Origin of the sequence: Pseudomonas sp. RL_5y_Pfl2_73, assembly GCF_963970515.1 — a bacterium.
Lineage (GTDB): Bacteria > Pseudomonadota > Gammaproteobacteria > Pseudomonadales > Pseudomonadaceae > Aquipseudomonas.
Genome location: NZ_CAXAPD010000006.1, coordinates 42,070 through 55,581, shown reverse-complemented (window position 1 = coordinate 55,581; position 13,512 = coordinate 42,070). Strand labels below are relative to the sequence as shown.

The following is a 13,512-nucleotide window of genomic DNA, read 5'->3' as shown; positions in this document are numbered from 1 at the left end:
ACGCGCCCGTACCCTTTGATGCAGCCCCTTTCCACTCATCGGGATGGACGGCAGAAGGTGAAAGAACTCTAATGAGCTTAGTGGCGAACTGATTGTCCTGCTGGCAGTCGAAGCGGGTAACTTTTCGCCTTTCCCTGTTCCATGAAGGACGCCCATGTCGCTTTTCAAAACTGCCTCCGTGGCCGCCATTGCCCTGACCCTGGGCGCTTGCCAAAGCCTGTTCCAACCCAATTACCGCGCACCGCTGGAAACCACCCGCGATGCGTCGGAACAACTGCAACCAGGTTGCGCCAGTGCCGACTGCCCGCTGGTGAACATCGATACCCTGCACTTTCCCACCGAGCCTGCCCTGGACGGCATCGTCGAAAAACGCCTGCTGCAAATGACCCGTACCACCCCGGTGGCGCCGACGCTTGCCGCCTATCGCGAGCAGTTCCTGCGCAGTGCCGCCCCCCGCAACAGCAGCTATTTGCAGGCCAAGGTACGTGAGCAACATGACGGCCTGGTGATCATCGAATTGTCCAGCTACCTGGACACCGGCGGCGCCCACGGCACACCGGGTCGCGGCTTCATCAACTATTCGCGCCAGCAACACAAGGTGCTGACGCTGTCGGACATGCTGCTGCCGGGCCAGGAAGAAGCCTTCTGGAAAGCGGCCCAGGTCGCCCACAACAGTTGGCTGATCAGCACCAAGCTGGATCAGGAACCCGAATTCCTGAAACAGTGGTCCTTCCAGAAAACCCCACACGTGGCGCTGACCTATGGCGGGGTGATCCTCAAGTACGAAGTGAGCACCATTGCGCCGTACGCCCTGGGCCACATCGAATTGAAGATCGCTTACCCACGCCTCAATGGCATCCTCAAGCCCGAGCTGTTCCCTGGCCGTAGCTGAAAGCCCGGCCCAGCAGCAGTTGCAGTAACCCTGCCAGGATCAGCGACGGCAGGGTTGCGCCGATGTCCGGATAGAAGTTGGCCAGCAAGTGATAAGTGCTCACCCCACCCAACCAGGCCAACAGGGCCGGCCAGCGTAACGCCGCTGACACCACTTGGCTGCTGCGCTTGCGCAGGATGAAGTGGTCCACCAGCACCACGCCGAACAGCGGCGCGAACACTGAGCCGATCAGCAACAGAAAGTTCTGGTATTGCGCCAGCGGCGCGAAGCAGGCGATCACGGTGCAGAGCACGCCTATCGCCAAGGCCAGGTGTTCGACTTTCAGCCCCGACAACATGCCACTGGAGACCGCCGCCGAGTGAATGTCGGCGAAGGCGTTTTCCGACTCATCCAGCAGAATCAGCAGCAGCGGAATGCCCAACCCGGCGCCAGCCAAGGCCAGTAGCAACGCGTTGACTTCACCGCTCGGCGCGAACGCCAAGGTGTAGGCCACGCCCAGGCTCATCAGCCAGACGTTACCGATGAAAAACCCCAATGCGGTGCCGCCAAACACATTTTTGGCGCGCTTGCCGAAACGTGAGTAGTCAGCGATCAGCGGCAGCCACGACAGCGGCATCGCAATGGCGATATCAAACCCCACCGCCAGCGACATCGAGCCGTCGCCCGCCTGAGCCCACAGCGCTGCCAGGTCGGCCTTGGCGAACAGGTTCCAGGTCAACCAGATACAAGCCGCCAGCAGCAACCAGATGCCCCACTTGCGCAGGACCTTACGCACGAACGTCAACGGTCCGCTGACCGCGAGCAGGGTCGCCAGGGCGCCGAAAAACAGGGTCCACAACAGTGGATTGGAGCCCAGGCTGCCTTCGCTGAAAGCCCGGGCACCGAGCAGGCTGGCGGCGTCACGCATGACGATGATTTCGAACGAGCCCCAGCCGATCAGCTGCAACAGGTTCAATACCGCCGGCACGCTCGCGCCCTTGCCGCCGAGGCTGAGCTTGAGGGCAGCCATGGCCGACAGGCCGGTGTCGCTGCCGATCACGCCGACGGCCGCCAGCAGCAGGACGCCCACCAGCGTGCCAAGGAAAATCGCCAGCAACGAGCCACTCAAGCCCAGGCCCGGCGCGAGCAAGGCACCGACCTGCAAGACCATCAGGCCGATGCCCAGGGAGAACCACAGGGAAAACAGATCGCGAGCGCCGAAGACGCGCTTGTCCAGGGGGACGGCGGTGTCTGGAGAGTAGGTGCCGGGTTGGATGTTCAAGGGGGGTTATCTCAGAGGGATATTTGTTGTTCTGATGATTGCTCGCGAAGGCGGCAGTAAGATCACCACCGCCCCCAGCTCAAATCAGACTTTCTTGTAAAGCTGACTACCTTCCTTCTTGAATCGCTCAGCCTGCTCCGCCAAGCCCTGGGCAACGTCGACGTCCACCGCCTCGATGCGTTGGTTGGCCGCGTACTCGCGCACTTCCTGGGTGATTTTCATCGAGCAGAATTTCGGCCCGCACATCGAGCAGAAATGCGCCACCTTGGCCGAGTCCTTCGGCAGGGTTTCGTCGTGGTACGAGCGGGCGGTGTCCGGGTCCAGGCCGAGGTTGAACTGGTCTTCCCAACGGAACTCGAAGCGCGCCTTGCTCAAAGCGTTGTCGCGGATCTGCGCACCCGGGTGGCCCTTGGCAAGGTCGGCTGCGTGCGCGGCGATCTTGTAGGTGATGATCCCGGTCTTCACGTCATCCTTGTTCGGCAAGCCGAGGTGTTCCTTCGGCGTGACGTAGCAGAGCATGGCGCAACCAAACCAGCCGATCATCGCCGCACCGATGCCGGAGGTGATGTGGTCGTAACCTGGCGCAATGTCGGTGGTCAGCGGGCCGAGGGTGTAGAACGGCGCCTCGTCGCAGCACTCGAGCTGCTTGTCCATGTTCTCTTTGATCAGTTGCATCGGCACGTGGCCGGGGCCTTCGATCATGCATTGCACGTCGTGCTTCCAGGCGATCTTGGTCAGCTCGCCCAGGGTTTCCAGCTCACCAAACTGCGCTTCGTCGTTGGCGTCGGCAATCGAGCCCGGACGCAGGCCATCGCCCAGCGAGAAGCTGACGTCGTAGGCCTTCATGATTTCGCAGATGTCTTCGAAGTGGGTGTAGAGGAAGTTCTCTTTGTGGTGCGCCAGGCACCACTTGGCCATGATCGAACCGCCACGGCTGACGATACCGGTGACGCGCTTGGCGGTCATCGGCACATAGCGCAGCAACACGCCGGCGTGGATGGTGAAGTAATCGACGCCCTGCTCGGCTTGTTCGATCAGCGTGTCGCGGAACAGCTCCCAGGTCAGGTCTTCGGCCGCGCCGCCGACTTTTTCCAGGGCCTGGTAGATCGGCACGGTGCCAATCGGCACTGGCGAGTTGCGGATGATCCACTCACGGGTTTCATGGATGTGCTTGCCGGTGGACAGGTCCATGACCGTGTCCGAGCCCCAGCGAATACCCCAAGTCAGCTTCGCCACTTCTTCTTCGATGGACGAACCCAACGCACTGTTGCCGATGTTGCCGTTGATCTTCACCAGGAAGTTACGGCCGATGATCATCGGTTCCAGTTCGGTGTGGTTGATGTTGGCCGGGATGATCGCGCGACCACGGGCGATTTCGTCACGCACGAATTCCGGGGTGATGACTTTCGGCACACTGGCGCCGAAGCTGTGGCCGGCGTGTTGCTGGTCCAGCAGGCCAGCGGCGCGGGCGACTTCCAGCTTCATGTTTTCGCGGATGGCGACGTATTCCATCTCGGCGGTGATGATGCCTTTGCGCGCATAGTGCATCTGGCTGACGTTGGCACCCGGCTTGGCGCGACGCGGGTTGTTCACGTGGGCAAAGCGCAGTTTGGTCAGCTCAGGGTCGGCCAGGCGTTCCTGGCCGAAGTTGGAGCTCAGGCCGGCAAGACGCTCGGTGTCACCACGGGCTTCGATCCATGGCGAGCGCACGTCGGCCAGGCCTTTGCGCACGTCGATGATCACGCTCGGGTCGGTGTAGGGGCCCGAGGTGTCGTACACCACGACCGGCGCGTTGATTTCGCCGCCGAAGTCGGTGGGGGTCACGTCGAGGCTGATTTCGCGCATGGGCACGCGGATATCCGGGCGGGTGCCCTGGACATAGATTTTTTGCGAGCGGGTAAAGGGCTGTACCGATTGTTGATCGACTTGGGCCGATTCACTGAGGTTGGTCGCGTTTTTTGATTTTGTCGTCATCACGGGCTCTCCAGACACACATCCAGGCAGTGGATTTTTGTCGGAGCGAACCTGTAACGAATGGACGCACCCTGCACGACTGTGCGGATGCTGTGCTTGCTGCTCGAGCGTGCTCGAAAATCGAAAGTCGATGGTCGAACAACATCCCGGACGAAGCACAAGAGGACTCGCCGGGTGACGAGAAATCTTGTTCCCTACGCAGGCGCTAACCTGATCAGGTTCAACGGGATCCGAAATTATTCGATCTCAGCCTCATAGCAAGGCACCCCGACAAGAACCCGGCCAGTCTAGACATAACCGCGATAGAACGCCATCGCCTGGGCAAAAGGCGTGATGAATGGCGCCTATACAGGATTGTTGCCGCGCCTTCGCACAACTACACTCGCTACGCCGCGCTTCTTAATTGCGCACTCTCATTTGTGAATTCTCATTTTATGAACCAGGGATAGCCTCATGCTGCGCAAACTTTCACTGGCACTTGCCGTGTCTTGTGCGTCCAACGCAATGGCATGGGCTGCCGAAGCGCCACTGACCACTAAAACCGATCTGGTGAGCGTGTATCAGGAAGCGGTGGATAACAACGCTGACCTGGCCGCTGCCCGCGCCCAGTACGGCGCCCAGAAGGAAGTGGTGCCCCAGGCTCGCGCCGGATTGTTGCCCAACCTTTCAGCTGGCGCCGACCTGAACAACACCCGCACCGAGCTTGACCAGCCGGCGATGACCTCCAACCGAAGTTCCACGGTTTACCAGGCGACGCTGTCCCAGCCGATTTTCCGCGCCGACCGCTGGTTCCAGTTCCAGGCGGCAAAGTCCGTCGACGAACAAGCGTCGCTGCAACTGTCAGCCACCGAACAGAACATGATCCTGCAAAGCGCCGAGAGCTACTTCAACGTGCTGCGCAGCCAGGACAACCTGGCCTCGACCAAGGCGGAGGAAGCCGCGTTCAAGCGCCAGCTCGACCAGTCCAACGAACGTTTTGACGTGGGCCTGTCGGACAAGACCGATGTGCTGCAATCCCAGGCCAGCTACGACACCGCACGGGCCAACCGGATCCTCGCCCAGCGCCAGGTCGACGACGCCTTCGAAGCCTTGATCACCCTGACCAACCGCCAGTACAACTCGCTCCAGGGCATCGTCCATACCCTGCCGATCCTGCCGCCGACGCCGAACGATGCCAAAGCCTGGGTCGACACGGCGGCCAAGCAGAACCTGAACTTGCTGGCCAGCAACTACGCCGTCGATGCCGCCGAGGACACCCTGCGCCAACGCAAGGCCGGCCATGCGCCGACCCTCGATGCGATAGCCCAGTACAGAAAAGGCGATAACGACGGCCTTGGTTTCACCAATCCGAACCCCACCGGCCAGCGTTATGGCGGCGATGCCGAGCAACGCACCATCGGCCTGCAACTGAGCATCCCGATCTACAGAGGCGGGCTGACCAGCTCCCAAGTGCGTGAGTCCTACTCGCAACTCACCCAGACCGAACAGCAGCGCGAAGCCCTGCGCCGGCAAGTGGTGGAGAACACCCGTAACCTGCACCGTGCAGTGAACACTGACGTGGAGCAGGTCCAGGCCCGGCGCCAATCGATCATCTCCAACCAGAGCGCGGTGGACGCCACGGAAATCGGCTACCAGGTGGGCACCCGCAACATCGTCGATGTGCTCGATGCCCAGCGCCAGCTGTACACCTCGGTGCGCAACTACAACAACGCCCGCTACGACTACATCCTCGACAACCTGCGTCTCAAGCAGGCGGCCGGGACGTTGAGCCCAGCGGACTTGCAGGACCTGTCGCGCTACCTCAAGCCCGACTACAACCCCGACCGCGACTTCCTGCCGCCGGACCTGGCCCAGGCGGCAGCGGAGCAATTGCGCTCGCGGCCGGCGCAGTAGGAGCGGTGTAGGAGCTGTCGAGTGCAACGAGGCTGCGATCTTCCCCCAGACACTTGAATCCCAAGTGAAAGATCAAAAGATCGCCGCCTTCGGCAGCGCCTACGAGCCAGGCCAGCGATTAGCGCCTGGCGAGCAACCGCCCCAACCCGTCCAGCAACCGCTGCAACGCGCCCTGGTTGCCGCGCATCACCGCAAGCCCCGCCTCGGCCATGTGCTGGGCATCGCGGGGCAATTCGAACAGGCGCTGTACCGCCAGGGCCAGGCTTTCGGCATCGTCCACTTCCGCCAGCGCACCGGCGTCGCGCAGTTGCGCGGCGATCTCGAGGAAGTTGAACAGGTGCGGCCCGCTGAGCACCGGTTTCGCCAGCGCCGCCGGCTCGAGCAGGTTGTGCCCACCATTGGGCACCAGACTGCCACCGACAAACGCGCTGTCGGCCAACGCGTAGAGAAACAGCAGTTCGCCCATGGTGTCACCGAGCAACACCGAAGCCTGCGCTGTCACGGGCTGCCCGCTGGAGCGCCGAACCGTGACCAACCCTTCGCTTTCACACAGTTGGTGCACTGAGTCAAAGCGCTCGGGATGACGCGGCACCAGGATCAGCAACGCATCGGGATAACTGTCGAGCAGCCGACGGTGGGCGGCCAATACCACTTCGTCCTCGCCCTCGTGGGTACTGGCGGCGATCCACACCGGACGCTCGGTTGCCTGCCACTGACGGCGCAAGGCGCTGGCGTCTTCGAGCAGTTGCGGGGCGATGGTCAGGTCGAACTTGATGGAACCGGTGACTTCGACGGTTTCCGCCCGGGCGCCCAACTGGCGAAAACGCTCGGCTTCGGCTTCGGTCTGCACGGCAAACAAACTCATCTCGGCGAGCATGGGCCGGGTGAGCTTGGGAAAGCGCCCATAGCCCCGCGCCGAACGCTCCGACAACCGCGCGTTGGCCAGGGCCACGGGAATGCCGCGTTTGGCGCATTGGTGAATGTGGTTGGGCCACAGCTCGGTTTCCATGATCACCGCCAGGGACGGCCGGACCCGGTCAAGAAAATGCTTGGCGGCGCAGGGCAAGTCGTAAGGCAAATAGCAATGCTGGATGCGCGACTCGCTGGCGAACAACGCCCGGATCCGCTCCGAACCGGTGGGCGTCATGCACGTGACGGTGATCGGCAGCTCTGGATAACGTTGCAGCAAGGCGCGGATCATGGGCGCGGCGGCGATGCTCTCGCCCACCGACACGGCGTGAACCCAGATGCCCCCCGGCACCATGACCGGCAGCCCCCAGGAGAACCGTTCGCCAATGCGCCGGGCATAAGCCGGCGCCTTGCGGGCCCGCAACCACAGCCGAATCGCTACCAGTGGCAGCCCCAGGTAAAACAACGCGCTATAGAGAGTTCTGTTCATGGCGGCGGAGTTTATCGGTTTTTCAGCCAATCGCCTGCAACTGCACGGCAAAACGTTCCGCCAGCCAACACGCGGCCGGGCCCAGGGGTTCATCGCGGCGCCAGACCAGTTCCACCACCAGGGCCGGCGGAGTCCATTCGCTGCTGAGCTCGACCATGTCGCCCAGGTACGCCGGGTATTGCACCACATGCCGAGGCAGCCAGGCCCAGCCCAGGCCACTCCTCAGCCACTCGGCCAACACGTAGAAGCTGTCAGCCCGCCAGACCTGGGGGCTGGCCTGCTCGCTGCCGGGGTAGACGCTGGACTGGGTCGCCATCAACAACTGGCGGTGCCGGGCCATTTCCCGACAGGTCACATACGCGTGGTTCGCCAAGGGGTGGCCCCTGCCGCACACCGTGACCATCTCGACGCTGCCCAGCACCCGGCGCTCCAGCGCCTCGGGGATCTGGTCGTGATAGAACAACAACCCGAGGTCGGCGCGGCGCTCCACCAGTTTGCGCGCCACATCGCCTTGGGCAGCGCTGGCCAGTTGCACCTCGAGGGCGGGGAATTGCTCCGCCAGGGCCGCCAGGCTGTCGATGACCGGTTGATAGGGCATGGCCTCGTCCTGGGCCAGGCGCAGAGACGCTTCCTGCCCGCGCATCAGGGCCAGGGCCCGGCCATTGAGGCGCTCGCACTGACGCAGCACTTCCTTGGCCTCTTCGAGCAAGGCTTGGCCAGCGTCGGTGAGCCTGGGCTGACGGCCGCTGCTGCGCTCGAACAGGCTCACGCCCAAATCCGTCTCCAGCAACGCAATCGCACTGCTGATAGCCGATTGGGCCTTACGCTGATCCCGGGCCACGGCCGAAAACGAACGTTTCTCGGCGACCCCGACAAACAGCCGCAATTGCTCCAGGTTCCACTGCTCGTTCATGGCTCAACCTATCTCAAATACAGATAGGTAATGACTTTACCGCATTTGGACGAGCTCTAGAATAGCCCCATCGAAAGACGCAACCGTCGAAGAGGAACCGCCCATGAACGCCTACTACTACCTGGCCATCGCCATCTGCGCCGAAGTGATCGCCACCGTTTCGATGAAGGCGATCAAGGGCTTGAGCACACCTTTGCCTTTGCTGCTGGTCATCGTCGGCTACGGCACTGCGTTCTGGATGCTGACGCTGGTGGTGCGCACCGTACCGGTGGGCGTGGCTTATGCGGTCTGGGCCGGACTGGGGATCGTCATGGTCAGTGTCGCGGCGTTGTTCATCTATGGGCAGAAACTGGACGTGCCGGCGATGTTGGGGATGGCGTTGATTGTTTTTGGGGTTGTCGTGATCCAACTCTTTTCCAAGACCGCCGGACACTAAAAGAGCAAGGATGCGTGGGATCAAGGCTTGCCCGCGATGAAATCCGCACGGTATCTGCCAAACCGAGGCGTCTGTATCGCGAGCACGCTTTGCTCCCACAGGTTGATCGCCAACAAATTCCCTCTGCATCGAGTCTGTATACTGCGCCCTCGTCTTGAACACTGAGGTCGCTCATGCCATCCGTTATTTCCACCGACATTCTGATTGTCGGCGCAGGCGTCGCCGGTCTCTGGCTGAATGCACGCCTTCGGCGCCAGGGTTTTTCGACCGTGCTGGTGGAAAGCGCCAGCCTCGGCGGCGGACAGAGTGTCAAATCCCAGGGCATCATCCATGGCGGCGCCAAGTACGCCTTGCACGGCGCCTTGACCGGCGCCTCGGAAGCCATTGCCGACATGCCGCGTCGCTGGCGCGAAGCCCTGAAAGGTGAAGGTGAGCTAGACCTGTCCGGCGTGCGCATGCTGTCCGATGCCCATTACCTCTGGTCCCCCGGCACCCTGGCCGGCAACATCACCAGTTTCTTTGCCAGCAAGGCCGTACGCGGGCGGGTCGATCAGGTCAAGGGCGACCAGTTGCCGCCGGCCCTGCAAGACAAGCGCTTCAAGGGCAAGGTCTATCGCCTGGCCGAGCTGGTGGTGGACGTGCCGAGCGTGATCGCGCGCCTGGCGGAACTGGCCGGTGACAGCTTGCTGGCAGGGCAACACATCGAACCGCTGCGCGAAGGGGGCGAGCTGATCGGACTTAAGGTCGATGGCCGCGAAATTCGCGCGCAACGCATTGTCCTCAGCGCCGGGGGTGGCACCGCCGACCTGCTCAACGCCTTGGGCCTGGACCAGCCAGCCATGCAGCGCCGACCATTGCACATGGTCCTGGTCAAGGGCCCCAGCCTCAAGCCGCTCTATGCCCACTGCCTGGGTGGCGGACCGAAGCCGCGCGTCACCGTGACCACCCATCCGGCGGCCGATGGCCAATGGGTCTGGTACCTGGGTGGCGATCTGGCCGAAGGCGATGGCGTGACCCGCGAGCCTGCCGCCCAGATCGCCGCCGCCCAGAAAGAACTCGGCCAATTGTTGCCTTGGGTTGACCTGAGCACCGCGCAATGGGCCACGCTGCGCGTTGACCGCGCCGAACCGTTGCAGTCGGGCCTGACCCGCCCGGACAACGCCTTCCTCGCCGAGCAGGATCGCCTGCTGGTGGGCTGGCCGACCAAACTGGCCCTGGCCCCGGACTTCGCCGATCGGGTGGTCAATGCCCTGCAACGCGAGGGCATCCAGCCAAGCCACCCGGCCCCACTGCCGGACCTGCCAAAGCCGCCGATGGGCGTCCCTGCCTGGGAGCAACTGCTGCCATGAGCCAACCGACCCTGCATGACCTCTATCGCCCCCTGGGCCATGACGGCCCGCGGGTCTCCCCCCTGGGCCTGGGCACTGTGAAGCTCGGTCGCGACCAAGGCGTCAAATACCCCAACGGCTTTCAGATCCCCGATGACGACGAAGCGCGCATGTTGCTCAAACTGGCGCGCGAGCTGGGCATCAACCTGATCGACACCGCGCCGGCCTATGGCCGTAGCGAAGAGCGCCTCGGCCCGCTGCTACGTGGCCAACGCCAGGACTGGGTGATTGTCAGCAAGGTCGGCGAAGAGTTCAGCGACGGCCAGTCGCACCACGACTTCAGTGCCGCCCATACCCGATTCTCGGTGGAACGCAGCCTCAAGCGCCTGGAAACCGACTATATCGACCTGGTGCTGGTACATTCGGATGGCAACGACCTGGCGATCCTCAACGACAGCGAGGTCTACCCGACCCTGGCGGCGCTCAAGCACGAGGGCAAGATCGGCGGCTTCGGGTTTTCCGGCAAAACCGTCGACGGCGGCTTGAAAGCCTTGGAGCAAGGCGATTGTGCGATGGTCACCTACAATCTGAACGAACGAAACGAAAAGGCTGTCATTGACTACGCCAGCGAGCATGGCAAAGCGATCCTGGTGAAGAAAGCCCTGGCCAGCGGCCACGTCTGCCTGAGCCCCGGGGTAGACCCGGTTCGCGCCAGCTTCGAACTGTTGTTTGAGCATCCTGGGGTCGCCAGTGCTATTGTCGGCACCATCAATCCGCTGCACCTCGCCCATAACGTCGCGACCGTAGCCAAGGTCCTGCGTAAAAACTGACGCCGCCCTACGCGGCCTTAAGGAAGGAGCCGACATGCCGCGTACGCTCATCAGAAAGAATCCGAGTAACTTCAAGACCCTGCCCCTGTTCGTCGAAGCGACACCCGAAGGCCTGACGTACCAGAGCGTCGGGATGCCGCTGAATTTCGCCCAGACCTTGCAGCGCCGCCGCCCTGTAGCTGTGGCCGATACCGAGCGCTTTTCCCTGGAGCTGGCAAACCTGGGCGTCTCGGTGCGGCTGACCCTGCATTGGCAGAACCGTGACTATTGGGTGCTGGTACGCCAACGGCGACAGGATCGCGGCGATGTGGTGCTCAAACTGATTTCCGGCTACGTCCCGGCCCACGAACTGAATCTGCCGCTGCTCACCGCCATCAGCGAAATTGCCGAAGAATGCCTGCTGGAAACCCCGGAAGGCTGGCTTGGCGGGCGTTTCAACGACACCTGGCTGCCGGCCCCCTACGCCACGGCGCTGCATTACCGCGAAGCCTTGCCGTTTCGGCTGACGCCACTGTCGGGCTCGGCCCGCCCGGTGCGTAGCGCCAACCTGCAACTGATCGAGCGGCCACGGGCCTACGTGCACCTGCCGACGGCATCGCTGCAATTGATCTACGACTTGCGCCTGGATGTGCCCAAGGAGGCCAAGTCCCTGAGCCTGTTTCACGTCGATGAGCGTCTGGAAGGCGACCAGTTGGTCGCGCGCCTGGATCGCAAACGGCCTGATCTGTACCTGATGCCGCTTGAAGATGGCAAGCCGATTGGTGAGCTCTATACGCTTAAACGTGATCAGTTGGTTGCGGCCAGTACCCGAGGTCTGCACCTGGCCGAAAGCTTCGCCAGCCAAGAGGGCTGGGTGGTTCGCGACGAACGCATCCGCTGGAAGGACTGGCTCGTGAAACAAGGCTTGGAAGTGCACAAACCTCGTCGCCAAGGCCTGACCAGCTTGCACAAAAAGGCCATTGGCCTGATGCGCATGGTTCGCGGGACACTACACAAATAACGTCAGCTGGAACGCCGCTTATCCAGATAGGTTCGCCACCGGGCAAACAGATGAAAATAGCGATTCTCGCGCTTACCCATGCCACGCTTGGGCGAGAACGATTCTTCGGCGAAGGCGCCATCGATTCGTACCCGTGACGCCGTAGTCGGCAGGGTGCAAACCTTCACCTGTGCTCCTTGCAATGCGTATTTGAGCAGCCGCTCGGAATGCAGTTGCCTGCCCGTTGCCTCGCAAAAATCGAAAATACGCTCGATACGCTTGCCATAGGCTCGGTAGGCATCACGCCCGCAAATAGCGAAACGGTCGTTCAAGCCCCCCCACCATTGCCAGTCCGGGATGTAGGCATTCAATCTGCGTGCATCAGGGTGAGCAAACACATACGCCGGAAGCGCTGTGTGGTAGAAATTGTCAGGACGTACAAACACGACGAAATCCGGATCAAACGGTTCCATCATGGCCGTCACGGCATTCAGGGAATTGAGCTGGTAGATCAGGTTTCTGAGCGACGCATGCTCATCTCCCCAGGTATCGCCCAAGGATTTGACCCGTTCGAAGTCCCAGCGCTCCAAGACCCCCTCGGTAGAGTCGAGGTGACCGGTCATGGTGCTGAACGGCGCATAGTTGTCCGCTTTCAGCTCACCCTGCTCCCCCGAGCGTGGATTGCGGATTTCGTCGATTTTGTACAGATGAAAAAAACACTGTACTTCGCTCCCGGCAGGAATCTGTGCCAGGACGTTATCTTGAATAGAGGGAAAACAGATTTCCGAATTTCTCGGAATACCAAAAAAAGCCAGAGCAACTTTCAGCACGCGTCCCGCCCTTGTCGTAAAAAAGAATTGCCCGGTGGCATCGCATCAAATGGCACAACTTGCCAATGCGGCTCAAGGGCGACGAAACCACCTTTGCCACCAACGGAAGCGTTGCAACGGCACAACACTCACATCGGCCTTGAGCAGCCACTGCCGCTCATAATCCCAAGCGTGCCCGCTCCAGAACTTTCCCGCCTCGTTGGAAAAACCCAAGGTCATGATTTGGTAGGTATAACCGGCATGACCGCGCAACCAATCGAGCAGCACCAGCGCATTGAAGCCCGTCGAAGGACCGACATAGCGCTTGCCGCCCTCCCGGTTGACCGGGTAGTTCCACAAAGGTGGTAATGGAATGCGCTCCCAAAACAAGGCCACGCCCGGCAGTGGCGACATATCCCCGGTGCATCCCACCAACATTGTGAAGCAGCGTGCATCGGGTTGGTCGAACAATCGCTGCACCTCGGCGTTGTAAGGCAGGCCGAAGAAATAGGCGTCGGGGGCATTAAAGCCGTGGACGAACAGATTAACGCTGCGCGGGCTGAGCAGTGCCGACTTCACACAGGTATTGAAGGTCACGACCACGTCGTCACTGCCGATATCAAGGCCCTGGAAATCGGCCGCAGTGATCGCTGGATTATTCGCCACAAGCACCACCCGCGATGCCCTTCCCAAGCAGTCCTTCAACGCCTGGGGCAACGCCTCTACCAACGATTGATGACCGCCCGGCAATCTATCGAGCGTCATTTCATCACTGATTTGAGGTACACGATCTGCCAT

General features: G+C 61.8%; 12 protein-coding genes and 1 riboswitch. Of the genes, 6 read left to right on the top strand and 6 right to left on the bottom strand.

Going from position 1 to position 13,512, the window contains the following annotated elements; genetic code table 11:
- Positions 1–154 precede the first annotated feature (154 nt).
- A complete protein-coding gene (locus tag AACY42_RS07685) occupies positions 155–892 on the top strand; it encodes a DUF3298 domain-containing protein (protein ID WP_058546502.1) in 738 nt (245 codons plus the stop codon).
- Here the strand turns inward: AACY42_RS07685 and cytX are convergent.
- Positions 861–2,153 carry a putative hydroxymethylpyrimidine transporter CytX gene (gene cytX / locus AACY42_RS07680; protein WP_339478321.1) on the bottom strand — a complete coding sequence of 431 codons (1,293 nt, stop codon included), beginning with the start codon at positions 2,151–2,153 and terminating at the stop codon, positions 861–863. The two genes, AACY42_RS07685 and cytX, sit on opposite strands and share 32 nt — an antisense overlap.
- A gap of 84 nt (positions 2,154–2,237) precedes the next feature.
- Positions 2,238–4,127: a phosphomethylpyrimidine synthase ThiC gene (gene thiC / locus AACY42_RS07675; protein ID WP_339478320.1), complete on the bottom strand. Its 1,890-nt coding sequence runs from the start codon at positions 4,125–4,127 to the stop codon at positions 2,238–2,240.
- Between the two features lie 174 nt (positions 4,128–4,301).
- Positions 4,302–4,407: riboswitch (TPP riboswitch) on the bottom strand.
- A 173-nt stretch (positions 4,408–4,580) separates the two neighbouring features.
- Between thiC and AACY42_RS07670 the strand changes: the two genes are divergently transcribed.
- Entirely contained in the window at positions 4,581–6,020 is a 1,440-nt protein-coding gene (locus AACY42_RS07670) for a TolC family outer membrane protein (protein WP_339478318.1), read from the top strand.
- Between the two features lie 118 nt (positions 6,021–6,138).
- On the opposite strand, the gene waaA is transcribed toward AACY42_RS07670, so the two are convergent.
- Together waaA and AACY42_RS07660 are read right to left on the bottom strand one after the other, a co-directional pair.
- A complete protein-coding gene (waaA, locus tag AACY42_RS07665) occupies positions 6,139–7,419 on the bottom strand; it encodes a lipid IV(A) 3-deoxy-D-manno-octulosonic acid transferase (RefSeq protein ID WP_339478316.1) in 1,281 nt (426 codons plus the stop codon).
- Between the two features lie 22 nt (positions 7,420–7,441).
- Positions 7,442–8,332 carry a LysR family transcriptional regulator gene (locus AACY42_RS07660; protein WP_339478314.1) on the bottom strand — a complete coding sequence of 297 codons (891 nt, stop codon included), beginning with the start codon at positions 8,330–8,332 and terminating at the stop codon, positions 7,442–7,444.
- Between the two features lie 103 nt (positions 8,333–8,435).
- On the opposite strand from AACY42_RS07660, the gene AACY42_RS07655 reads away from it, so the two are divergent.
- The 4 genes from AACY42_RS07655 (at position 8,436) to AACY42_RS07640 (ending at position 11,926) form a co-directional block, all read left to right on the top strand.
- Positions 8,436–8,768, top strand: coding sequence for a DMT family transporter (locus AACY42_RS07655; RefSeq protein WP_339478313.1), 333 nt, complete (start codon positions 8,436–8,438; stop codon positions 8,766–8,768).
- 173 nt (positions 8,769–8,941) lie between these two features.
- Positions 8,942–10,117: an NAD(P)/FAD-dependent oxidoreductase gene (locus AACY42_RS07650; RefSeq protein WP_339478311.1), complete on the top strand. Its 1,176-nt coding sequence runs from the start codon at positions 8,942–8,944 to the stop codon at positions 10,115–10,117.
- Entirely contained in the window at positions 10,114–10,926 is an 813-nt protein-coding gene (locus AACY42_RS07645; RefSeq protein ID WP_339478310.1) for an aldo/keto reductase, read from the top strand. Before AACY42_RS07650 ends, AACY42_RS07645 begins: the two co-directional genes overlap by 4 nt.
- Before the next feature lie 34 nt (positions 10,927–10,960).
- Entirely contained in the window at positions 10,961–11,926 is a 966-nt protein-coding gene (locus tag AACY42_RS07640) for a metal ABC transporter ATPase (protein WP_339478308.1), read from the top strand.
- Positions 11,927–11,928: 2 nt separating this feature from the next.
- Here AACY42_RS07640 and AACY42_RS07635 read toward each other — a convergent pair whose 3' ends face one another.
- Together AACY42_RS07635 and AACY42_RS07630 are read right to left on the bottom strand one after the other, a co-directional pair.
- On the bottom strand, positions 11,929–12,735 hold the full coding sequence (locus tag AACY42_RS07635; RefSeq protein WP_339478307.1) for a hypothetical protein: 807 nt from the start codon (positions 12,733–12,735) through the stop codon (positions 11,929–11,931).
- A gap of 72 nt (positions 12,736–12,807) precedes the next feature.
- Positions 12,808–13,512, bottom strand: a complete 705-nt coding sequence (locus AACY42_RS07630) for a hypothetical protein (RefSeq protein WP_339478306.1) — start codon at positions 13,510–13,512, stop codon at positions 12,808–12,810.